We start from the raw sequence: 22,097 nt of genomic DNA on the forward strand, positions 1-22,097 counted from the left end.
CATCCGTTGGCGCATGAGCAAGGCGGAATTAACGGTGTGGCTTAACTAATCGCAAAAGGAGACGCAATGTACGTGTTTGATCATCAAAAGCGCATCAAGCGCTATCAGGACAGCCTCCAAGCTGAAGGCATTGGCTGTTCCATCGTGATGCTCCCCGCAAACGTCAGGTACCTGACTGGCTTCTGGGGGTATGCGGCCAGAGCCGAATATTTCGAACCAAGAAGACTGCTGTGTTTCGTTGTGCCTCAACAGGGTCAGCCCTTGCTAGTAGTGCCAAAAATTGAGCGTACGTTCGCAGAGGCAGCTACTGATGGTCTAGCTCTTCATATTGAGCATCATGTTGAAGTAAGCGTACCTGGGGAGCGTAAAGACGCATGGGGGATCGTCCGCGAGTTTCTCGTTCGGTTGGGTGCCCAGAACGGACCCGTTAGCGTTGAGAAGGCCCATCTCACTGCCAAGGCATTTCGAGCACTGGAGGAGGGCCTTGAAGGATTTCGCCTAGTCGAAAGTAGTGAAGCAATCGAGCGACATCGGGCCATCAAAGACCCTGTTGAGATCAGGCTCCATCGCGCGTCTGGACACCTCGCCGCGCAAATGTTTGAAATTGAAGTAGCGGCCATCAAGGAGGGCGGATATCGCGAGTACGAGGTTGCCATGAAAGGGTGGGCGCATAACGTGAAAGCCTGTGCCGCCTGCATCCAGTCCGAGACACCCAACAAGCACTACGTCGACTCTCCAATCGGCATGAGCGCACAGCTACTGACTTCAGGCTCGCGACTTAACCGTGCCCACGGAACCGCTTCGACAAGAATGATTGAGCCCTCTGATCTTGTGGCGATCGACTTGTGCCGAGTGCCGTTCCTTTTGGGTGTTCGCACTGGATTCGGGCGGGTTGTTGCGCAGCGCCTGTTGACCTCCACAGAAGAGGATATCGATGCGATCGTCAAGAAGTCGTACGACGCGGCTCTACTTCTGTGCCGTCCAGGTGTCGTTGCTTCGGATGTCAACCAAGCTGTCACCGATACGCTCGTCAGTGCCGGTCTGGGCCCGTACATTGTCCACGGGTGCGGGCGGACTTTCGGCGTAGAAACGGAGATGAAACTCTCAGAAGACAACAAGCAAACGCTTGAGGCAGACATGATTGTGTCGATCGAACCTTCCATCTACATGGATGGGTACCAATCGCGTATTGAGAGCACATTCCGTATCACGCACGAAAAGCCTGAACTACTAACGCCAATTCACGAGGGCGTGATTCGCATTTAAGAGAACCCCGTTGATCGAGCATCATGCACCATCTATTGCGCTGCGCCGGTGTGTCGACGTACCAGGTTAAAGCGCGGCCGGCAAGCGATGGGTCGACCAGTGCTTGCGCCTAGCAAATCCAACACATCCTATTTCGAAATGGGTTCGGCGACCCAATCGCGCAGGGTGTGTAAATGGCCCAATGTGAGTCGTGATGAGGTCTCACTAGTAGCTTTCGCGTTCCCATCGCTGCACTGCTACCTCTGCTCTCAACCTCGATCCCACCAATGTAACTTGAACCAACACCCCCATTATGGATAACTCTCTGTTTCGAAAGCTTGATGACCTAGGCGGCGCGCCACTTGGGCTGAGCCTAACGATTGACGGGCAAGCAGTGCGCGCCGAAACGGGCGACAGTGTCGCTTCTGCGCTGTTGCGTCTTGACCCGCCTCTTTCGCGGACAACTCCAGTCAAGGGTAGTTCGCGCGCACCCTACTGCATGATGGGGGTGTGCTTTGAATGCTTGGCAATTGTTGATGGTGTGGCATCAACGCAAACTTGCCTCGTCGAGGTGCAGCAAGGCATGTGCGTAGAGCGTCAGCACGGGCGTCGGCAGGTCACTTGGTCCTCCGCCCAGGATGCGGCGCCCAACGACTTCGATATTCAGGTCGAACCTTCGATGCGAGCGGTGATTCCATGAATCGCGTTTTCGACCTGGTGATTATTGGTGCCGGCCCAGCGGGGATGAATGCAGCGTTGCAGGCTTGTGCACTAGGTCTCACCGTTCTGGTGGTGGATGATCAATCTACACCGGGCGGCCAGATCTGGCGTTCGATTGAGACGAGAGTCGGCACTCCCGTCGGTGCGTTACTTGGCGCCGAATATTCCGCCGGACTTTCGGTAGCGCAGGCATTCCGCGCTTGCGGTGCGATCTATGAGCCAGGCACCCAGGTCTGGCAAATAGAACCCGGCTGGCAGATCTACATGAGTCGAACRCACCGAGCGGAATGCGTTCAAGCCGCCAATGTCCTTCTGGCAACGGGAGCGCAGGAGCGACCGAACCCATTTCCTGGTTGGACGCTGCCTGGCGTGCTTACCGTGGGCGCAGCGCAGATTCTTTTGAAGAACGCCCGAGAGATCCCACAAACAGCTGTCTGGATTGCCGGGAGCGGGCCCCTCGTTTTACTCTACATGGTGCAGTTACTGCGCGCCGGCGGTAGCATTGCTGGTTGGCTTGATACAGCACCTGTGGATGGTTGGCGTCGCGCCATTCCACATGCATGGGCGGCTCTCCGTGCTTGGAGAGACATTCTCAAAGGACTCGGGTGGACTCGCACGTTACGGCGCGCTGGCTTCCCAATTGTTCGCGGCGTCACTCAACTGCGTGCGCACGGCGCCGATCGTTTATGGCACCTGTCATATCAGACCTCGAGCGGTCAGTCGCGACAGGTTGCTGCTGACCTCTTACTGATCCATGAAGGTGTAATACCATCAATCCACATAACGCAGGCCCTGGGGTGCGACCACACTTGGAATCCCGCCCAGCAATGCTTCGCACCGACCGTTGACGGGTGGGGGGAAACGAGCAAGCCCGGAGTTTTTGTGGCCGGAGACGGCGCGGGAATCGGTGGGGCGCGAGTCGCCTGTATACGTGGCTCATTGGCCGCACTCGGCATTGCCATCCGCGCAGGAAAACTGGACGAAGGTGCAGCGAACCTACTTGCGGAGCCAATGCGGCGGCAGTTGGCGAGCGAACTGGCAATCCGACCACTGCTCGACGCCATGTATCCTCCCCGTGCGGAATTGTTTTCGCCACCCGATGACACTGTTGTATGTCGGTGCGAAGAGCTCACCGCCGGCGAAATTCGTATTGCCGCAAAGACAAGCCGACCCGATGCAAACCAAACCAAATCACTAACTCGAGCGGGAATGGGCCCTTGCCAAGGCAGGCAGTGTGGCTACACCATTGCTCACATTCTGGCCGCATCGCATGGCAGGCCGGTTGAGGAAATCGGGATCTACCGAGCGCGACCGCCACTCAAGCCGCTGACTCTCGCTGAGCTGGCCTCCTTGGACAGCGTGGGTGATTCCGCATGACCAAGCGTGCCTTCGACGTTGCAGTCATCGGTGGTGGTTTACACGGCTTATCCGCAGCTATGCATTTGTGCCGCGCCGGCAAGCGCGTCATCGTTCTCGAGCGAGCTTGGGTTGGCAGGCACGCATCAGGTGCCACGGCCGCCGGGGTGCGGACACTCAATCGTGATTTGTCAGAGCTGGACCTTGCTCTTGAGTCAATGGAAATGTGGCACAGGATAGCCTTGCTAGTTGGCGATAACTGTGGCTTCCAGGCCTTCGGCCAGATATGTGTGGCGGAACAGTCGGAAAACTTGTTGAAGCTCCAACAACGCGTTAGGACCCTGACCGGCATGGGCTACCAGCATGAAGAAATCATCGACAGACATGAGTTACGCAGGCTTGTTCCGGCAATTAGCAGGCACTGCATCGGCGCATCTATTTCACGCGGTGACGGGGCGGCAGATCCTCATCGGACTCTCGCGGCATTTAGGCGCAGCGCTGAAGTGGCGGGCGCCGTTATACGCGAGGGGTGTGGTGTGCGGGACATCGAGCGAGCCGGCCAGGATTGGGCTCTTCAGTTGGAGGGACCGGCTGTTACCGGCCAACACGCTTCAATCGTCGTTCCGCTCGTCGTGAATGCGGCGGGCGCCTGGGCCGGTCGCATTGCGGCGATGGTAGGAGACGAGATTCCGCTTGGCACCAAAGCCTCCATGATGATCGTCACCGAGCGGCTTGCCCCGTTGGTCAGGCCGGTGGTGTCAGTCATGGGGCGCTCCCTGTCTTTCAAGCAGTCGGATCAGGGAACTCTTGTGATCGGCGGGGGCTTGCAAGGCGTCCCTGACTTGGATGGTGAGTCCACCGGCGTCCGGCTGGGTGTTCTTTCGAAAGGCGCGCGCGCGGCGACTGACCTCTTCCCCTGTGTACGCGATGTACGGATGGTGCGTGTCTGGTCTGGGTTGGAGGCAAAAACCGCTGACCTTCTTCCCGTCGTAGGGCCTGCAGTGAATGCCCCCGGGGTATTTCATGCCTTTGGGTACTCGGGCCATGGCTTTGAACTGGTGCCCGTCGTCGGCGCAACGCTGGCTGATCTGATTGTGACCGGCTCAACGCGGCGTGCCATCGGTGCGTTGAACGCACAAAGATTAATGATCGCTTCCTCAAGCGCGCTCGCGGTTTGATGCGCGGCATGGTTCTACTCCTGCTGTGCTCCTGTCCCTCTCGCTCAACGCGAACGTGTTGATATGTGTGTAAGTAAGTGGCGGATGTCACCCCTCTCCGTCACATGACATCGACGAGAAGCGTGTCCCACCAGAACTTGAAGACCCAGAAAGGAATTGCTTGGTGCGAGTCAGTATCTTAGGAGCAGGTGCCATTGCATATGCCACGGCGGCATTGCTGGAAAAGGCAGGACATGAAGTGTGGATTTGGTCGCCATCTGGCAAGCGAACGGTTAACCTGGCGGCGGGTCACCCGCTTGTGGCCAGCGGCGCGATCACTGGCAGCTATAGGCCTAGCATCGCATCTTCCGTTGCCGAAGCCGTTGTTACAGCTGATGTGGTCATATTCGCCCTCCCCGGAAATGGGCACAAGCTCGCATTCGACGCCGCAGTGCCCCACATAAAAAAGTGTCAGCCCATAATTATCAGCTCGCATCTTTCGTTCGGCGCCTTGTACTTAAACAAGTGGCTTGGGGCGCGAGGCATCCAAGCGCCGATCATTGCGCTTGCATCAACCATCTCCACCGGAAGACAGCTGAGTTCAACCGCGGTGCACGTTGGAGCCATACGACTGAAGGTCGACATGGCGACGCTCCCGGCCAGCTCCATGGATCAGGGCCACGCTCTTTGCTCGCGTCTATTTGGTGACCGGTTTGTGAAGCGGGATGGTCTACTCGCGATCGCCCTAAGCAATCTGAACCCTCAAAGTCATCTCGGGATCGCGTTGCTAAACCTAACACGTATGGAACATGCCGAGGAGTGGAGTCAGGCTGGCAACACTACGCCTGCTGTGGGGCGTCTGATCGAGGCGCTGGACGTCGAACGGCTTGCCATCGCCAGGGCCTTTGACCTCGAGGTAAGGACGGTTCAGGAGCATGTCTCGCTTTCGTATAACCTCCCCATGGGCAGCGTCGCCGCAATGAGTCAGGAAAGGCACCGCCAAGGATTGGGAGTGTCCGGACCTAAGACCGTGGAGAGCCGCTATGTTCTGGAAGATGTGCCGTTCGGCCTCCTGCCTACCGTACTTCTTGGACAGCTCACTGACCACAAGGCCACCTTACACGAATCCGGTATGGCAATTCTTTCCGCTGCGTATGGACGAAATTTTGCGGAGGAAAATGACTTATTGCCGGAGCTTGACCTAGAGCGACTGTCAGCCCCGGAATTGCAGCGCCTTACGCGCATCGGATTCTAGACATGGTGGCTACCGATGTCACGAGCCTGTTGTCCCAAATAGCCAAGCAGGTGCGGCCCCTTCTGTCGCAGGGTCAGCTCCCCATATACATTCCGGAGTTGGGGAGAGTGAACAAAATGCAATTCGGTATGGCGTTTGTTTCACTCGATGGTCAGGAGGCATTTTGTGGCGACGCTGACGTTTCGTTCTCGATTCAGAGCATCTCCAAACTCTTTGCTCTCGTGCTGGCTCTCGAGCGCGTGGGAGATGATTTGTGGAACCGGGTGGCGAAGGAGCCGTCCGGGAAGCCATTCAATGAACTGGTTCAAGTCGACCAGGAAGCGGGTGCGGCGCGGAACCCCTTCATCAATGCAGGTGCGCTCGTCATCACTGATGTTCTCTGCTCTAGGTTCGCCCAACCTGAACTCGCGCTGCTCCAAACCCTGAGACAACGCGCAGGTGATGAGCGTGTGGACATTGATCATGCTGTGATGCAATCGGAGCGGGAAACCTGTCACCGCAACGCCGCCATCGCCTATCTGCTTAAGAGCTACGGTCGTATCGACAACTCCGTCGATTTGGTGCTTGATACCTACTGTCGGCAGTGCGCTCTAACCATGAGTTGTCGCCAGATTGCCCGAAGCGCGCTGCCATTGGCAACAGTCGAGGGTCTTTCATCTCACGGTACCCGTGACGGGCTGTCCGCCGCGCAGCGCCATACCGTCACCGCCTTGATGCTGACATGCGGAACGTACAACGCTGCAGGCGATTTTGCTGCACGCATTGGATTGCCCATGAAAAGCGGCGTCGGGGGCGGCATTGTGGCCGTCGTCCCTGGCATTGGCACTTTGTGCGCATGGTCGCCCGGTCTCGACGAAAACGGCAATAGCCTCGCCGCCGGCCGTGCAATCGAACTCTTCGCACAACATACTGGGTTGTCAGTACTAGCCACGCCTGCCAAATGGGGATCTTCGAGACTGTGATATCCGCTTGGCGTCGCGACTGAACAGCTTAAGCCCCCCGTTTTTGGCTAGGGCACAAAGATGCTCGTGACCAAGCTGGAAGAAAATTATCAAGGAGGAAAAACTATGATCTGCCTCGATGTCGATGCTATATGGCCAATTTTTCTCGTCCCCCATGATTCTTACCGTGCAATGATTCGCAGTTCAACGGTCAGCGTCCGGCCATCCCATCTTGAATTGAGATCCAGGTGAGCCGAGGATGGCGTCCACCGTATGCGCGCGGCGAACCCATGTTGGTATGCGCACCTTGGGGCAAATCCGCATGCAGGGCCAGTGAGGCATGAAAAAGCTGCAGGAGAGCACCACACCGATAGCAACAGCTCAAAGAAGCACTGAAGTCCAAAAATACGAAACGGAAGCGCAAAAATAAACCGCTTCGAATTACCTGCGCTGGCGCAGCAGGTAATTCGGCAGTCTCCTAAGCCTATTAAAGATCAACCTATGGCCTTACTACTTCAATGTCTGCGGGAGCTTCGAGTCCGTCAAGGCGACAATGACACACTTTTCCAGGAGTTTCCTGTTCTGACTCGAGGGTGGGGTACATGCGCTTCTTTTGCCGACCAGGCTCCGGCTTGCCAGACTGAAGCATTGACTAACAAGCCCGACCCATCATGTTCCGCACGCTGCTCAAATCCAAGATCCACCGCGTCGCAGTAACCCACTGCGAACTGCACTATGGAGGGGGCTCTTGCACCATCGATGAAGACTTGCTCGACGCGGCCAATATCGACGAGTACGAGCATATCCATATCTGGAACACCAACAACGGCGAGCGCTTTGTCACCTACGCCATCAAGGGTGAGCGCGGCTTCGGCATGATCTCGCTGAACGGCTCGGCCGCACGTCGCGCATCTACTGGCGATTTGGTCATCATTGCTGCCTTTGCTCGGGTCCGCAACGACCAGGTGGCAGGGCATGAGCCTCGGCTGGTGTTTGTCGACGACAAGAATCGGCAAACCGAGTTACCTCACCAGGGTCCTAACCAGCGCTTGTGATGATGCAGGCCGGCCGCCTGCCGGCCAGCTTCCTGATCCAGCGCAGTCTGGCTGGGGTTGGTGCCGTGTTTGGCTGCCCCTAATCTGGCCGTCGTAGCAGCGCGTGGGCGAGGGCACCTAGGCTGTGCCGCCGGATTTGCTGCGAAGGGCTCAGCAGCATGATGCGCAAAGGGTCGCTGGGCCCGTCGTCGAGCTGCGCTCACACATGCCGATCGAGCAGCAGGTCAGGGCGATGGGCGCAACGTGGCTAGTGGCCTGTAACGGAGAAAAGAGAGTGAACTTTTCCCGTGTAGAGTGCTTCCGATTCAATCGTTACAGTCCACTAGATAGGGACCTCGTGGTTGCCAACGCCAAAGGCCAGCAGCCAGCGGTCCAGGGCTTCGGCGCGCAGGTGCGTGGGGCTGTGGCACAGCGCCTGGACTTCCTGGTGGCTGGCGGAACGCCAAGGCCAGCGGGTCATCCTCGTTCGCAACCTGCTGACAACTCTGCGGGACCGCGACCTCTCTGCTGCAGGCAAGACCATGCAGCAGCAGACAGGCCTCACCTATCGATCGACGCAGGACGGCGAACATGTTGGTGGCGTATATCGTCGCAGCGTTGACCTCGCAAGCGGCCGCTACGCACTTTTGGATGGCTTTAGTCTGGTTCCGTGGCGGAGGGTCAGAGCATCACGGCGGTTGTTCGGGGCGGCGGTGTCACTTGGACGCTCGGGTGGGAACGGGGACACGGTATTCCTTAATCTCGCGTGGCCCCTACCCGTCGGCTATCTCATCACCAACCGAGGATCTAGCTGGGCGATCGCAAACTTACGCACATGCGCGATAAATGGCTCGACCAGCTTGGGCGGCATAGCCTGTAAAGGGGTCAGCACCGAGAATTCCAGTGGAACCGATGGCTCGAAGGGAATGAAGCGCAAGTCGCCTCCCTTGTATTCCATCGCCGTGATTGCATCGACCAGTGTGATGCCTTGGCCTGCGGCCACCAAAGAGCAAAGCGCGGCCGCAGTCTGAGTCTCTACCTGGGCTGGCTTGTACTTCACGCCGTGAGCCGCGAACATGGCGTCGATCAGCAGCCGCGTACCCAGATGGGTAGGGTGCGCAAGAAAGACCTCACCCTCAATGTCCGCTGGAATGACAACCTCACGGCTCGACAGACGATGGCCCACGGGAACGACGCACATGTGCGCGATCGATAGCAGGCTGTCTCCATGTGTCCCGGTATTGCTGATCGAGAGGTTGACGATCCCCACGTCACAGCGCTGGCTAATCACCATGTCCACGATAGTGCGCGAATCGTATATCCCCAGCGTGACTTTGATCTCACCGGATTCCTTCAGGAAATCTGCGATCGCTCTCGGCATGAAGGACAGCGCGATCGAAGGCGGCGCAGCAACATGCAGCCTCCCTCGCTGCTGTGTCTTGATTGCGTGCGCCGTGCGCGCAATGGCCTCTACACCGATCAATGATCGATTTACCTCTTCGTACAGCAGGTGAGCTTCGGCCGTGGGATGCAAGCGCCTTTTGCTGCGCATGAAAAGCGGAAAACCTACGCTCTCTTCTAAGTCGGCGAGCAGACGGGTAACTGCCGGCTGTGAGATGCACAGCATGCTGGCTGCACGCGTCACCGTCTGGCAGAGCATTACCGCGCGAAAGGCTTCAAGTTGTCGAAGGCGCAAGTGCAGACCCCTTTGAGACCATACTCTAATGTTATAGATTTATATAGAAACTGTATATCCGAAACGTCCAATTTAACACTCATACAGAGAGAGTTGTCGCATGGTATCGCCTATTTGTCGTCATAACCAAATATGTGATACCTGTGCTCGGATACGCCAACCCACTTTAGCAATTTCGCAAATTACCGCCTGCCAACAGCAAACGCGGCGTGCAACACATCGACGAACAGTCGGTGAAATGGATAACGCTTACGTAACGACCGCCATGTTCACTACCTGCAGAACGGGGGCGTTCGCCCATTACGGGCCGATCGCGCTGCTGTGCGCCGGCGCTCTAGAGCAGATTCGTAGCGCTGATCGAAATTCATAACATTTAGACATGGACATTTCGAATATTTTTGATTGGACGCCGCCCGCGCTCAATCACAAAATCGAACAAGCATATAAGTTTTGAAAAGGCTCAAAGTGAATCCCCTTACGTACAAGTCGCGAATTTCTGCCGTGCAGAGGCAGCTGGAGAAAGATGGCCTGGATGGGTTAGTGGTGATCAAGCCCGAGCACGTCCGATATCTCTCTGGCTTTTGGGGCTACAGCACAAGAACAGAGTACGCGATGCCTCGAAGGCTGATCGCGGTAATTGTTCCCCGGCACGGCGATGTCGTCCTGATCACGCCAAAGATCGAGCTTAACTTTGCGAAGCGTCGCAGCTGGATCCAGGATGTCCGCCACCACGTGGAATGGGCTCCCTCGACAAGCGAGGTATTCGGAGGCTTGGCGCTTCTCGATCGCGTGCTCACTGAAAAAGGCCTGCACCGCGGTCGCCTTGGCCTCGAGCTCGGCTTCATCTCAGCACGGCTGTTCGGCATGCTTTCCGGACAGTTCGCGGGCATCGAATTTAGCGACGCGAGTTACGTTATCGAAGCGCTGCGGATGATCAAGTCGCCGGAGGAAATCGAGATTATGCGGACCAGCGGTCGCATGGCTGTCGCGCAACTTGAGGTCGAACTGAATGCTATCCACGCTGGAGTGCGTGAGTATGAGGTCGCCTTAAAAGGTCGGGAGGAGGCGACGAGGTTGTCTGCAGAATGGATGATCGCCAATGAATCCGGCGAAATGCCGCTGGACCACCCAATCAGCGAGGCCGTACAAATCATCACCTCGGGTGAACGGCTTGATATGGTGCATGCCCCTGCGTCAACGCGATTACTTTCTGAGGGCGATGTCGTCCTTCTTGATTTTTGCAGAGTTCCCCAACTGCACAACTATCGAATTGGCTTTGCTCGGAATGCCGCCTTGCGGCCGCTCACGCAGGCTGAAAGAGATATCTACGAAATCGTAAACCAGTCGTACGACGCCGCTCTCGAAGTTCTGAAGCCAGGGATCGCTGCCGAACAGCCAGACTTGATCGCTCGCGAAATTCTTGATCGAGCTGGTCTTGGCGAAACTTTCGTGCACCGTACGGGACGTGGCGTTGGGCTTGATGCTGTGGAGAGGCCGGAGATCGGAGCAGGAGACAAAACACCGCTGGCTCCTGGCATGGTCGTCACGGTCGAACCCAGCATCTATTACCAAGGGTTTGCCATCCATGTCGAAGACACCTACCTCATCACGGAATCTGGCCACGAATTGCTGACTCGTACGCCCCGTGATGTACGAGATTTGAGTTGACCATGCGAAATCCTGGCCCGCAGCGGGACATTCACAGCCAAATTGGCTCGCACTGGCACGCCGTCGTGTCGATCGCATTCCCCGCATTCCACCTTTCTTCACCCCGCCACAACACTTAGGAGACTAAAAATGTATGACAAGCAGCGTCACCAATCCGCATTCAACCAGAAAGACAATTACATGAAGCCTATCCGTGCAACTCTTCTCGTCATGGGACTTACCCTGTTTTCGGCGGTGAGCGCTTTGGCTCAAGAGGCGTTCCCAAATAAGCCAGTGAAACTTGTCGTGCCATTTGCCGCAGGAGGTGGGACGGACATGCTGGCGCGCATCGTGGCCGATCGTCTCGGCGCGGTTTGGAATCAGTCGGTCGTCGTCGACAATCGCGCCGGCGCCAGCGGCACCATCGGTTCCGATAGTGTCGCGAAATCCAAAAACGACGGGTATACGATCCTGTTGGGCACGGCCTCCACCCACGCCGTCGCGCCAACCTACAGGCCCACCTTGCCATACGACGTCGAACGCGACTTCGTCGCGGTATCCGAGGTGGCCACCCAGCCTCTGGTGCTGGTGGTACCCGCTAGCCTTCCGGCGAAATCACTTAGCCAGTTTGTCGCGTACGCGAAATCAAAAAATGGCGACATTCCCTACGACGGCACCCAAGGCACGGCGCCGCACATGGCGATGGAACTTCTGGCCGCGCGTGCCGGCGTCAAGATGGTGTTGCCAATCTCTTACAAGGGCAGCAGCGTCTCGTTGATCGACATCGTAGCTGGGCAATTGGACGGTGGTTTCAACGATTTGCCAGCGGCCATTCCCTTTGTTAAGGATGGAAAGCTGCGCGCTCTGGCCATCACAAGCCCGAAACGGAATGCGTTGATCCCCGAGGTTCCGACGGTCGCAGAATCCGGCTATCCGGGCTATGACGCTGACGTCTGGCTTGGCTTGTTCGCGCCGGCAGGAACGCCGCCTGCGATCGTCAAAAAGATTGCTGCAGACCTCAAGACGGCGTTGAATGATCCGGGCGCCATTAAGAGGCTTGAGACCGGAGGCTTCTCCGTGGTGGCGAGCAGTCCAAGTGAATTTACCATCCGCGTCCGAAACGACATCCAGAAGTGGCGCAAGATCCTCACTGATGCCGGCATCAAGATGCAGTAAATCGAAAAGCCTGATGCCACTGTATGAATATGCTTGCACGGCCTGTGGGCCGTTCAGCGCGCTACGGCCCCTCACCGAGTTCAACGATCCAGGGATCTGTCCGCGGTGTGGTTCCGTGTCACCCAAGGCATTGAGCTCGCCTGCGTACCTTGGCGCAAGCAAGCGTCAAAGCGCCTATGACGCCATCGCCAGCCATCCGTCGCGGGATGGTTTGCCAAAAATGGCGAAGGTGCAGGCAGCAAGGCATGGCATGCAATGTCCGTGCTGCAGTCCACTCAACGGGGTTCAAAAAAGCCCCTGACCAACCTTGCCAAATGGCTTCCTGATTTCCGACTACCGACCCGTTATGCCCACTGAACCCCTGTTCCAACCGATGGATGGCACCACCAAGACCGTAGCGGTTACCTTCAATGGCCAGCCGCTACAAGTGCCCGCGGCCTCTAGCGTGGCAGCCGCATTGATGGCCGCCGGCGTCAAGCGCTTTCGTAACTCTCCGGTGTCAGGCAGCGGCCGCGCGCCGTACTGCATGATGGGCGTGTGCTTCGAGTGCCTGCTGACGATCGACGATACACCCAACCGCCAAAGCTGCTTGGTGCCGCTGCAGGCCGGCATGGCCATCTGCACGCAGGACAGTTTGCCTGAAATGTTTGATTCTTCCGACGATGTGGAATTTGCACTGGCGCAGGCCCAAGCCGCGGGAGTCCACCATGGCACTTGAGAGAGAATTTCAGGCTACGCCCGCCAGGCCAGTCGACATGGTGGACATTGCCATCGTCGGCGCCGGCCCGGCCGGCATGGCGGCAGCGATCGCCGCACGCCGGCACGGCGCCAGCGTGGCCTTGCTCGACGAACAGTTCGCCGCTGGCGGCCAGATCTACCGCGGCATTTCCAGCGCGCCAGCCGACCGCCTGCAAGTGCTCGGCCCCGACTACACCGCCGGCGCGGTGTTGGCCAACGCGTTCGCCGCCAGCGGCGCACGCCACGTCACCGGCGCGGCGGTCTGGCAGGTCACGGCTCAGCGCCACGTGCACTACCTCCGGAACGGCGCCATGCGCAGCGTGCAGGCGCAGCAGGTACTGCTGTGTACCGGCGCGATGGAGCGGCCCTTTCCCATCCCCGGCTGGACGCTGCCCGGCGTGCTGACCGCGGGCGCCGCGCAGATCCTGCTCAAAGGCTCGGGCATGGCACCCCGCCAGCCTGTAGTGCTGGCCGGTTGCGGCCCGCTGCTTTACCTGCTGGGATGGCAATACGTGCAAGCCGGCGTGCCGATCGCGGCCATCGTCGACACCACGGGCGCCGCCGACTACCGCCACGCGGTGCGGTACGCGGGCGGCGCGCTGGCCGGCTGGCGCTACCTGAAGAAGGGCCTGTCGCTCATGGCCACGCTCAAGAGGGCTGGCGTGCCGTTCCACACTGGCGCCACCGGGCTGCACGTGCTCGGCGACACCGAGGCCGCCGGCCTGGGCTTCACCATCGGCGGCACGCGGCGCGAGGTGCGGAGCCCGCTCGTGCTGCTGCACCAGGGCGTGGTGCCCAACACCCAGTTCACCTGGTCGCTGCGAGCGGGGCACGCGTGGGACGATGCCCAACTGTGCTGGTCGCCCATCACCGACGTCTGGGGCGAGCTGGACGTGCCTGGCATTTTCGTCGCCGGCGACGGCCGTGGCATCGGCGGCGCGCGCGTGGCCGCGCTGCAGGGCGAACTCGCAGGCCTGGCCGCCGCCGCGCAAGCCGGCAAGCTCACTGACGAGGTACGCGACCATCTGGCCGCGCCGCTGCGCGCCGAGATGCGCCAGCACCTGTTCATCCGGCCCTTCTTGGACGCACTGTACCGGCCTAAGCCAGCCAACCGCATCCCGTCCGATGCCACTCTAGTGTGCCGTTGCGAGGAGGTCACAGCCGGCGACCTGCGCGGCTACGTGAAGATCGGCTGCACCGGCCCCAACCAGGCGAAGAGCTTCGGCCGCTGCGGGATGGGGCCGTGCCAGGGTCGACAGTGCGGGCTGACGGTGACCGAGGTCATCGCCGAAGCGCGCGGCGTTTCGCCCGCCGAGGTCGGCTACTTCCGCATCCGACCGCCGATTAAGCCAGTCACCTTGGGGGAGATGGCCCATGAAGCGTGACGCGAGGCTTCCATACGGCAGCGACGTCATCGTCATCGGTGGCGGTTTCCACGGCACCTCCAGCGCTTTCCACCTGGCGCGCCGCGGCGCTAAGGTCACGCTGCTGGAGGCGGAGTATTGCGCGCGCCATGCCTCGGGCGTCAACGCCGGTGGTGTACGCACGCTGGGCCGCCATCTGTCCGAGGTGCCGCTGGCGCGCGAATCGCTGCGCCTGTGGCACACCTTGCGCGAGCTGATAGACGACGACGGCACCTTCGTGCCAAGCGGCCAGCTGCAGATCGCCGAAACCCCCGAAGAACTGGACAAGCAGCGCGCGCGGGCGGCGGAGTTGAACGCGCTGGGTTTCACGCATGAGGTGGTCATCGATGCGCAACAAGTGCGCGAAATTGCGCCGCGCCTGGCTGACCATGTGGTCGGCGGCATATGGGTCCACGACGACGGGCATGCCGTGCCGTATCGCGCAGTCACCGCTTTTCGCCACGCCGCTCAAAAGCTGGGCGCAACGTTCCATGAGGCCACGCCCGCGCAGTCGATCGAGCGTGTCGGTGACCATTGGCACGTCACCACGCCGCAAGGCGTGTTCTCGGCACCGTGGCTGGTTAACGCGGCCGGGGCCTGGTCCGGCGAGTTCGCGGCGCAGGTGGGCGACACCGTGCCCCTGCGGCCGGGCGGGTTAATGCTAATGATCACGCAGCGCGTGCCGCAGTTCATCGGCCCTGTGCTGGGCGCGGCCGGCCGGCCGCTGTCCTTCAAGCAGTTTGCCAACGGCACGGTGCTCATCGGCGGCGGCCTGTCCTGCGACGCCGACATGGTACGCCGCCACGGCGAGGTCGACTTTCCTAAGCTGTCTTCGAGCGCCCGCACGGTGACCGACCTGTTCCCGCACCTGGCCGGCATCAACGTGGTCCGCGCTTGGGCCGGCGTCGAGGCCTTTATGCCCGACGATATTCCCGTCATCAGCCTGAGTCGCCGAGCGCCGCAACTGGTCCACGTCTTCGGTTTCTCGGCCCATGGCTTTGCGCTTGGCCCCATCGGCGGACAGATCGTCGCTGAACTGATATTCGATGGCCAGAGCTCGTTGCCGATCTCGCCGTTCACGGTGGACAGGTTCGCACCGGTCACGGCTCTTGACCGGCCTCACCGCGCCTTATCTTCCTGACCGTCTCTTCATTTGCAATACCGACACTTAGCCGCAGTACTACGACGAAACCAAAGGCCCTATGGCTAGTCTTGCGGACATCCTCACAGCACTAGCGAGCAGAGCAAACATCAAACCTCCAAACCTCGGGAAACAAGATGAGCAATATCGAGCGCAAGCACACCAACGCACGCATGAGCAAGATCRTGCGCCACGGCGGCTTGGTCTATCTGTGCGGCCAAACAGCCAACGGAAGTGCCAGCGCCGATGCAGATATAGCGGCCCAAACCCACGAGACTCTGGCGAGAGTCGACGCACTGTTGGCAGAAGCGGGTAGTGACAGAGCGCGGATACTTTCGGCCACCATCTATCTACGAGACATAAGTGACTTCGCCGCGATGAATCGCGTGTGGGAGTCCTGGCTTTCTCCTGGCATAGCACCAGCGAGAACGACGGTGGAGGCACGGCTCGCGTCGGAAAACCTGTTGTTTGAGGTGACCATCACTTCTGCGGAAGCGTGAGCCCGACATGCCGAAACTTGAAGCGATAAAACATCGCGCATGGCAAATGTCTAAGCAGTGCATTCTGGTTTGTTGACTGGTAGCGACATGTCGATCAAAGAAGCTCCAGGTCTCTTGAACTACATTGCTGCGCAGGTGCAGCCGCTCCTTCCGCGTGGCCAACTGCCCAAATACATTCCCCAATTAGGAAGAGTCAACCAGATTCAGTTTGGGATGGCGTTGCGCACGCTGGACGGCCAAGAGGCATTTGCAGGTGACGCCGACGTGCCGTTTTCGATTCAAAGCATTTCTAAGCTATTTGCGCTGATGCTGGCGCTAGAACGAGTGGGTGACGAGCTGTGGCGCCGAGTGGGGAAGGAGCCTTCTGGGACGCCATTCAATGAACTGGTGCAGGTGGATCAGGAGGCTGGGGCCACCCGTAACCCGTTCGTTAACGCAGGCGCGCTTGTCGTCACCGACATACTGTGCTCCAGCTTTGCGCAACCTGAACTCGCGTTGCTCCAAACCTTGAGGCAAAGTGCGGGCGATGAGCGGATAGACATTGATCAACTTGTAATGCGCTCGGAACGCGGGAGCTGTCACCGCAATGCCGCCATTGCTCACCTTCTAAAAGGCTATGGGCGAATCGAGAACTCTGTCGACGCTGTGTTAGATACCTATTGCCGACAGTGCGCTCTAACCATGAGCGCCCGTCAAATAGCCCGATGCGCACTGCCCCTCTCGATCACTGGAGGAGCCTCAGCGCTTCGAGTAAGCGAGAAATTAGACCCCATGCAACGGCACAACGTGATTGCCTTGATGCTCACGTGCGGAACCTACAACGCTGCTGGCGACTTTGCCGCTCGGGTCGGATTGCCCATGAAAAGTGGCGTTGGAGGAGGTATTGTCGCCGTCATCCCCGGAGTCGGCAGCGTGTGCGCATGGTCACCTGGTCTTGATGATGCCGGGAATAGCATAGCCGCCGCACGAGCATTAGAACTGTTCGCGAAACATACTGGTTTTTCGGTGCTTGGATCACATGGAACGATGCTATCTGCACTGTGATGTCCGTCAAATCTGCGTCCTAACTGAAAGGGCGCGAAGAGGCTTGGCACCTCGGAGCGGAATGGATACGAGGGGGAATTGGACGATGACGCGGAAAGCTTTTTTATCGGTGCACTTTTCCGCTCGAATTTCCTGTCTTCGTACGAATACATGAACTACCTCCTGGTAGTCCAAGTTTTTGTCCGCACCCCCGAGTTTTTCCATCGAATCTTGACCCACACTCTTTGTGAGCAGAAGGTGCTCACGATCTGGATAAACGACAAGTTTCCCGAAGCCCTCTAGGCAGTTGAATTTCCTGGTCAATAGATGGCATACATAGTGCCCATGGGCTCGCGGTCTTGTCTATCAGTAACGCGAGCTTGAGGCTGCGCGACGATGGCTGGCGAACTTGCCAAGTCGCCACTTTTTTGACCTTGATAACTTGATACGCTGCCTTAGAGAGCTTATCAGGGGGCAAGCCAGATGTTCATCAGGTGGTCTTCGCCGTCGCCCGATCCAGGCGCTCGTAACTGGGAGGGGGCACGAACAATCCACCGCGCTGAATTTCAAGCGCGCGTCCGATTCGAAAAGCTAGGGGGTCGGCGTAGCGACGGACCATGATCTGAACAGCGGTGGGGAGGCCCTCGGCGTCACCCATAGGTATGCTCAGGGAGGGGAGGTCCATCAGATTGGCGAGACGAGTGAAAAGGCCAAACGGAGCGTTGGTATTGTGTATTCCCTCTATGGGTTTCGCTGTGATGGGCGAAGAGGGAAGCAGGACGGCATTCGCCCCGGCAAAGTAGCGGTGAAACTCCGTTTGCATCAGCCGTCGCTGCTCCAGGTAGCCGAGGTAATCCGTGATACTCATCGTTCTGCCGCGCGACATCCGCGTCGCGATCTCCGGGTCCACGAGGCTGTTCTCCTTCTCGATTAGATGTCGGTAACGACTCCAGGCCTCCACCGTCGTGATGTTGGCCGTGAGGGTCGCATATGTTTCGAGGGGATGAGGTAGCGGCGTCTCGTCGAGGACGGCACCCATGGCTTCCAGATCAGCGAGCGTCTCCTTGAATCGGTCGAGGATGCCGGGTTCCGCAGCCTTTAGGTTCTCCATGGTCGGGTAGCGCAGCGTCAGCCCTGCGACACCCTTGTCTAGGTCGACGAGCGAATCCGCCCGCGGTACCCCGAACGTCGCCGGATCGTCCGGATCCTCCCCTTGCAACGCCGCCTGGATGAGCGCCGCGTCCTCGACCGAACGAGTCATTGGCCCTACGGTGTCGAAGACGAGGGCGAGCGGCTGCACCCCGCCCCGCCCGACCAGTCCGAGCGATGTCTTCATCCCGACGATCCCGCACAGCGCCGACGGGCTGCGCACCGAGCCGCCTGTATCGGTGCCCAGCGCCACGGGCACCAGCCCGGCCGCCACCGCCACACCCGATCCGCTGGACGACCCGCCCGGGACGCGCTGAACTAGAGAATCGCGCGGGTTGACCGGGGTGCCGCAGCTAGGGTTCGTTCCCCAGCTGCCGTACGCGAACTCGACCGTATGCGTCTTGCCGAGCAAGACCATGCCCTCAGCTAGCAATCGCCGGACCGCGGTGGCCGATTGCGAAGCGGCCGCAGGGGTGGACGCCTTCGATCCGGCCAACGTGGCATGGCCCTCGACGTCGAACAGATCCTTGACCGCGAACGGAACGCCGTCAAGGGGGCCCTTCGCCTGGTTGCGGGACCGTCGTCCGTCCGAGTCGCGTGCCGCTAGAAGGGCGGCGTCCCCGTAGACCTCGACGAAAGCGCTCAATATGGGGTCGTAGGTGCGGATGCGAGCGAGCAACTCAGTCACGAGCGCCACCGACGTGAACTCGCCCCGGGCCAATGCTCGTCCGAGATCGGTGGCGGAAAGGAATGCAATGTCCATGTCAGCTCCTTTTACGAGATGGTTTTGGGCTCGAAAATCCCAGATGCGCGGCATCAACGACCGCCAACACTGCCCTAGCGTGCAAAAATATAAGGCTCATTGTCCATAATCCAATCGATTGTATTAATAAACAACCGATTGTATTCTGTCTTTTGAAGTACATTGGTGGGAACCTGAAGAACTAGCTCTGGGATTAGATGGGCGGCTGCCTGACTACCCTTTGGACCCTCGCTTTTCGGAAAGTCACTGAGGGATCACAAAACTCCTGCTTCGGGCAGTTTCACGAAACAGCACCTTACAAGCGAGCACACTACCATCTTGGACCCATTCAACGAACGGAACATGCCCACTTTATCGATCGACGATACGACGGAACGGCCAACCGGCAGACGACCAAGGATGGCCGATATAGCGCGCTTAGCAGGAGTCGACATCTCGACCGTCAGCCGCGCCTTGGCAGGAAGCCCGCGCGTCACCAAGGAGACCCGGGCGCTGATCGATCAGATTGTGCGCGACACCGGGTACGTGCTGAACGAAGCAGCCCGCAATCTGCGGGATGGCCGCGCTAATCAGGTGCTTGTCATCGTTTCAGACATCGCTGCACCGTTTTATTCTGATGTTGTTCAGGGCATCGTCGAGACGCTAGCGGAACGTGGAATCAATGTTCTGTTGGGCGTTACGCTGCGTCAGGCCAAGCGCGAGGCAAAATTGGGGAAGCAACTGCTGACCGGCGTGGTGGATGGCATCATCACGGTCACCGGGAGTGTACCCAAGCCGATCCTCAACATGCAGGGCTTCGATCGCAAAGTCGTCGCGATATCGCGACCGGTACCGCACGAGGGCGTTACGTGCGTGACAATCGATAACTACGCTGCCGCCAAGGAGGTGATGGCACACCTCTATTCTTTGGGGCATCGGCGTATCGTCCACATCGGCGGACCGAATCACTCCGAGACATACCGTGACCGTAGTGCAGCGTACGTCGATTTCATGCGCGATCATTGCCTCGTCGAACTGACGAACATACGCTCAACCGACTCTTTCAATGATGATGCTGAGTCTGGTTTCGAGATCATGAAATCCATGCTCAACGATGGCTCACGCCCCACGGCTGTCTTCTGTGCCACCGACGAGCTTGCGATAAGCGCTATGGCAGCTGCTCGACAAGCCAATCAAAACATACCAGGTGACGTGTCGTTCTTTGGGTTTGACGACCTGAAATTGGCGGGGCTGATGCATCCCCCGCTGTCGACAGTGTCCGTCCCGCGCTTCGAGATGGGGAGAAGGGGAGCGGAAGAGCTTTTCCGCCAGATCTACAAGGGTGAGATGTCGTCGACCAAAATTGTGCTCGAGCATCGACTGGTACTGCGGGACAGTGTGGCGAAGATCTGATGATCCGATTGGCACATCTGTGGTGGCGCCCACACTTGCCGCTGACGATCGCAAATTAAGGTAGCAACTAGTTCTATCGCCAGGTCGTTGCAGGGGCTGCTGAAGTGCCAGATTAAGGCGACATCGGTGACTATGTTCACGAGCTTTTGACGGGCGTACCTGCGAAGTTTGAGCGTTGTGGATCCCTGCCGAGCGGAGAGAGGCTATCCGCTCCGCGCTTCGAACTATGTGCTATCTGACCTAAGGTGCGATAGCAGCAAGCGAATTGACACATGTTGGGTACTTGGCGCTGTGATCGGCGCTTGGCAGAGGGCCTCGCTAGGGCACCTCTGACTGACGGCGGCTGCAAGGTTGTGCGTCGGCTGGGTCGACGGATTGCGCAGTCCGGCACCTCTATGCGCAGCCGAGCAGCGCGCGGCTGCACTCAATGCATCCGAGTCCTGCAAGCCGTCCCAAAATCGCTGTTTCAAAAAATTCCCTATTAGTTATTGACAATACAATCGATTGGATTTCTAATACAAACGATTGGATAGATACTTCACTCTGAGAAAGCCCATGACTGAGAACCCAGTGACCTTCAGGCTCACCTTTCCCTCCGATGCGGATTACAGCGATCGCATTGAACGCGCCCAAACTGCGATGAAGAAGCATGACATCGATGTTCTCGCATTAGCAGGTATCGACATGCATCGCTTTTTCACCGGCTTGCACGGCCTGCCGATCAGCAGACCGATCTGGCTGGTCCTCCCGCAGGACGGCAAGGCTGGGTTCGTCTCGCCCGGCAGCGAAGTCAAGGAAATACGGGCCCGATGCAGTACGCCGGTGGYTGCCAAATGGGTCGAATGGAAAGAGCCCGTGCCGGCCCCCATGACGCATCAGGATGCCCTCGCCAAACATCTCGAAAAGATAGCTCCAGACGCCCGCATGATCGGCGTCGACTTCAATGGAACGAATGGCGGAAACATCGAGCTGGTCACTCAGACCCTTGGCGTCGAACGCGTCAAGGACGTCACGCCGATGATGCGCGAGTTGCTCGCCATAAAGGATGCGGCGGCGATCGGCGTCATTCGGCTCAGTTGCGACGTCATTGCCCACCAGTTCAACGCCAGCTGTGCCAGCATCGCGCCTGGCGTTCCCGAATGGGAAGTGTCGCTTGCTTCTTTTGTGGCCGGTACCAGGCGGGCTGCAGAACTATGGAACGGGGATGAGGAGCAGTCACCATTGGCGCTGGGCCTGCATATGACGGGAAGCGGGCCTGAGCGCACGGCCCGTTGCCATGCCGCTGGCGCCGGCCGCAAAATGCGGAATGGCGACATCGTGCAGATATGCCGTTGTAGCACGGGCTTCTTCGGGCATTTGATCGGTTTTGACCGGCCGGTCCAGGTTGGTTCAAAAGAGCCGTCTCAAGAAATGAGCAGGGTCGTTGATTTCGCGCGTGAGGCGCAAGAGGCCGCGTTGGCGATGGTTCGCCCAGGTGTGACGGCTGGTGAAGTACATGCCGCCGCAATGGAAGTGATCGAGCGCGGCGGTTGGGAGAACCCCGTCCTGCACCGCACCGGGCGTTCGATTGGTTACTCCGGTTGGGACGGGCACGAGCTCAAAGCCGATTCGCCGACCGTGCTTCAGCCGGGCATGGTCTTCACCGTCGAGCCGGGAATCTATGTAGATGGCGTCGGCGGCGCGCGCTTTGGCGACACGGTTCTCGTAACCGAAACCGGATGCGAAGTGCTCACCCCGTTCGACCTCGGGAGGGACCTCTGA

The 22,097-nt window shown here is 58.9% G+C and carries 20 protein-coding genes and 2 pseudogenes; 19 read left to right on the plus strand and 3 right to left on the minus strand.

From position 1 onward, the window contains the following. Window positions 1–66: 66 nt before the first annotated feature. The 8 genes and pseudogenes from AC1DUB_RS25600 to AC1DUB_RS25635 form a co-directional block, all read left to right on the plus strand. Window positions 67–1,266, plus strand: coding sequence for a M24 family metallopeptidase (locus tag AC1DUB_RS25600; RefSeq protein WP_477731945.1), 1,200 nt, complete (start codon window positions 67–69; stop codon window positions 1,264–1,266). Window positions 1,267–1,558: 292 nt separating this feature from the next. Next, window positions 1,559–1,945 (plus strand): (2Fe-2S)-binding protein, encoded by a 387-nt coding sequence (locus AC1DUB_RS25605; protein ID WP_477731946.1) that lies wholly within the window; start codon window positions 1,559–1,561, stop codon window positions 1,943–1,945. Beyond that, window positions 1,942–3,342, plus strand: coding sequence for an FAD-dependent oxidoreductase (locus tag AC1DUB_RS25610; RefSeq protein ID WP_477731947.1), 1,401 nt, complete (start codon window positions 1,942–1,944; stop codon window positions 3,340–3,342). Before AC1DUB_RS25605 ends, AC1DUB_RS25610 begins: the two co-directional genes overlap by 4 nt. After that, a complete protein-coding gene (locus AC1DUB_RS25615) occupies window positions 3,339–4,499 on the plus strand; it encodes an NAD(P)/FAD-dependent oxidoreductase (RefSeq protein WP_477731948.1) in 1,161 nt (386 codons plus the stop codon). Before AC1DUB_RS25610 ends, AC1DUB_RS25615 begins: the two co-directional genes overlap by 4 nt. A gap of 163 nt (window positions 4,500–4,662) precedes the next feature. Further along, entirely contained in the window at window positions 4,663–5,733 is a 1,071-nt protein-coding gene (locus AC1DUB_RS25620) for an NAD/NADP octopine/nopaline dehydrogenase family protein (protein ID WP_477731949.1), read from the plus strand. 2 nt (window positions 5,734–5,735) lie between these two features. Next, entirely contained in the window at window positions 5,736–6,695 is a 960-nt protein-coding gene (locus tag AC1DUB_RS25625; RefSeq protein ID WP_477731950.1) for a glutaminase, read from the plus strand. Window positions 6,696–7,345: 650 nt separating this feature from the next. Next, window positions 7,346–7,729: an aspartate 1-decarboxylase gene (gene panD / locus AC1DUB_RS25630; protein ID WP_477731951.1), complete on the plus strand. Its 384-nt coding sequence runs from the start codon at window positions 7,346–7,348 to the stop codon at window positions 7,727–7,729. A 124-nt stretch (window positions 7,730–7,853) separates the two neighbouring features. Next, window positions 7,854–7,967, plus strand: a pseudogene (locus AC1DUB_RS25635) (DUF3363 domain-containing protein); the annotation flags it as partial. Between the two features lie 84 nt (window positions 7,968–8,051). Here the strand turns inward: AC1DUB_RS25635 and AC1DUB_RS25640 are convergent. After that, window positions 8,052–8,189 (minus strand): hypothetical protein, encoded by a 138-nt coding sequence (locus AC1DUB_RS25640; RefSeq protein WP_477731972.1) that lies wholly within the window; start codon window positions 8,187–8,189, stop codon window positions 8,052–8,054. Between AC1DUB_RS25640 and AC1DUB_RS25645 the strand changes: the two are divergent. Continuing rightward, window positions 8,125–8,370 (plus strand): annotated as a pseudogene (locus AC1DUB_RS25645) (DUF3363 domain-containing protein); the annotation flags it as partial. The gene AC1DUB_RS25640 and the pseudogene AC1DUB_RS25645 sit on opposite strands and share 65 nt — an antisense overlap. Before the next feature lie 122 nt (window positions 8,371–8,492). Here AC1DUB_RS25645 and AC1DUB_RS25650 read toward each other — a convergent pair. After that, on the minus strand, window positions 8,493–9,404 hold the full coding sequence (locus tag AC1DUB_RS25650; protein ID WP_477731952.1) for a LysR substrate-binding domain-containing protein: 912 nt from the start codon (window positions 9,402–9,404) through the stop codon (window positions 8,493–8,495). 450 nt (window positions 9,405–9,854) lie between these two features. Here AC1DUB_RS25650 and AC1DUB_RS25655 point away from each other — a divergent pair, with 450 nt between their 5' ends. The 8 genes from AC1DUB_RS25655 to AC1DUB_RS25690 all read left to right on the plus strand — a co-directional run bounded on the left by AC1DUB_RS25655 (window position 9,855) and on the right by AC1DUB_RS25690 (window position 17,053). Next, complete coding sequence (locus AC1DUB_RS25655) at window positions 9,855–11,072, plus strand: M24 family metallopeptidase (protein ID WP_477731953.1); 1,218 nt, start codon at window positions 9,855–9,857, stop codon at window positions 11,070–11,072. Between the two features lie 129 nt (window positions 11,073–11,201). Beyond that, window positions 11,202–12,227 carry a Bug family tripartite tricarboxylate transporter substrate binding protein gene (locus AC1DUB_RS25660; RefSeq protein ID WP_477731954.1) on the plus strand — a complete coding sequence of 342 codons (1,026 nt, stop codon included), beginning with the start codon at window positions 11,202–11,204 and terminating at the stop codon, window positions 12,225–12,227. Window positions 12,228–12,240: 13 nt separating this feature from the next. Then, the gene (locus AC1DUB_RS25665; RefSeq protein ID WP_477731955.1) at window positions 12,241–12,528 is read left to right on the plus strand and encodes an FmdB family zinc ribbon protein; all 288 of its coding nucleotides are present in this window, start codon (window positions 12,241–12,243) and stop codon (window positions 12,526–12,528) included. Between the two features lie 45 nt (window positions 12,529–12,573). Next, entirely contained in the window at window positions 12,574–12,945 is a 372-nt protein-coding gene (locus tag AC1DUB_RS25670; RefSeq protein WP_477731956.1) for a (2Fe-2S)-binding protein, read from the plus strand. A gap of 37 nt (window positions 12,946–12,982) precedes the next feature. Next, window positions 12,983–14,350, plus strand: coding sequence for an FAD/NAD(P)-dependent oxidoreductase (locus AC1DUB_RS25675; protein ID WP_477731957.1), 1,368 nt, complete (start codon window positions 12,983–12,985; stop codon window positions 14,348–14,350). Further along, window positions 14,340–15,509 (plus strand): NAD(P)/FAD-dependent oxidoreductase, encoded by a 1,170-nt coding sequence (locus AC1DUB_RS25680; RefSeq protein ID WP_477731958.1) that lies wholly within the window; start codon window positions 14,340–14,342, stop codon window positions 15,507–15,509. Before AC1DUB_RS25675 ends, AC1DUB_RS25680 begins: the two co-directional genes overlap by 11 nt. Before the next feature lie 137 nt (window positions 15,510–15,646). After that, the gene (locus AC1DUB_RS25685; RefSeq protein ID WP_477731959.1) at window positions 15,647–16,009 is read left to right on the plus strand and encodes a RidA family protein; all 363 of its coding nucleotides are present in this window, start codon (window positions 15,647–15,649) and stop codon (window positions 16,007–16,009) included. Between the two features lie 87 nt (window positions 16,010–16,096). Next, on the plus strand, window positions 16,097–17,053 hold the full coding sequence (locus AC1DUB_RS25690; protein WP_477731960.1) for a glutaminase: 957 nt from the start codon (window positions 16,097–16,099) through the stop codon (window positions 17,051–17,053). Between the two features lie 469 nt (window positions 17,054–17,522). Here AC1DUB_RS25690 and AC1DUB_RS25695 read toward each other — a convergent pair whose 3' ends face one another. Then, window positions 17,523–18,944 (minus strand): amidase, encoded by a 1,422-nt coding sequence (locus AC1DUB_RS25695; protein WP_477731961.1) that lies wholly within the window; start codon window positions 18,942–18,944, stop codon window positions 17,523–17,525. Window positions 18,945–19,286: 342 nt separating this feature from the next. Here AC1DUB_RS25695 and AC1DUB_RS25700 point away from each other — a divergent pair, with 342 nt between their 5' ends. Both AC1DUB_RS25700 and AC1DUB_RS25705 read left to right on the plus strand, forming a co-directional pair. Continuing rightward, the gene (locus tag AC1DUB_RS25700; RefSeq protein ID WP_477731962.1) at window positions 19,287–20,336 is read left to right on the plus strand and encodes a LacI family DNA-binding transcriptional regulator; all 1,050 of its coding nucleotides are present in this window, start codon (window positions 19,287–19,289) and stop codon (window positions 20,334–20,336) included. Window positions 20,337–20,891: 555 nt separating this feature from the next. After that, complete coding sequence (locus AC1DUB_RS25705) at window positions 20,892–22,097, plus strand: M24 family metallopeptidase (RefSeq protein WP_477731963.1); 1,206 nt, start codon at window positions 20,892–20,894, stop codon at window positions 22,095–22,097.

The sequence above is a fragment of the Polaromonas sp. P4_F9 genome, assembly GCF_056401235.1.

Bases quoted from the DNA above. Each gene is read 5' to 3' on its own strand.
- AC1DUB_RS25600 (WP_477731945.1), top strand. From the start codon at position 67: ATGTACGTGTTTGATCATCAAAAGCGCATCAAGCGCTATCAGGACAGC.
- AC1DUB_RS25605 (WP_477731946.1), top strand. From the start codon at position 1,559: ATGGATAACTCTCTGTTTCGAAAGCTTGATGACCTAGGCGGCGCGCCA.
- AC1DUB_RS25615 (WP_477731948.1), top strand. From the start codon at position 3,339: ATGACCAAGCGTGCCTTCGACGTTGCAGTCATCGGTGGTGGTTTACAC.
- AC1DUB_RS25625 (WP_477731950.1), top strand. From the start codon at position 5,736: ATGGTGGCTACCGATGTCACGAGCCTGTTGTCCCAAATAGCCAAGCAG.
- panD (WP_477731951.1), top strand. From the start codon at position 7,346: ATGTTCCGCACGCTGCTCAAATCCAAGATCCACCGCGTCGCAGTAACC.
- AC1DUB_RS25640 (WP_477731972.1), bottom strand. From the start codon at position 8,189: ATGACCCGCTGGCCTTGGCGTTCCGCCAGCCACCAGGAAGTCCAGGCG.
- AC1DUB_RS25660 (WP_477731954.1), top strand. From the start codon at position 11,202: ATGTATGACAAGCAGCGTCACCAATCCGCATTCAACCAGAAAGACAAT.
- AC1DUB_RS25665 (WP_477731955.1), top strand. From the start codon at position 12,241: ATGCCACTGTATGAATATGCTTGCACGGCCTGTGGGCCGTTCAGCGCG.
- AC1DUB_RS25670 (WP_477731956.1), top strand. From the start codon at position 12,574: ATGCCCACTGAACCCCTGTTCCAACCGATGGATGGCACCACCAAGACC.
- AC1DUB_RS25675 (WP_477731957.1), top strand. From the start codon at position 12,983: ATGGTGGACATTGCCATCGTCGGCGCCGGCCCGGCCGGCATGGCGGCA.
- AC1DUB_RS25680 (WP_477731958.1), top strand. From the start codon at position 14,340: ATGAAGCGTGACGCGAGGCTTCCATACGGCAGCGACGTCATCGTCATC.
- AC1DUB_RS25690 (WP_477731960.1), top strand. From the start codon at position 16,097: ATGTCGATCAAAGAAGCTCCAGGTCTCTTGAACTACATTGCTGCGCAG.
- AC1DUB_RS25695 (WP_477731961.1), bottom strand. From the start codon at position 18,944: ATGGACATTGCATTCCTTTCCGCCACCGATCTCGGACGAGCATTGGCC.
- AC1DUB_RS25700 (WP_477731962.1), top strand. From the start codon at position 19,287: ATGCCCACTTTATCGATCGACGATACGACGGAACGGCCAACCGGCAGA.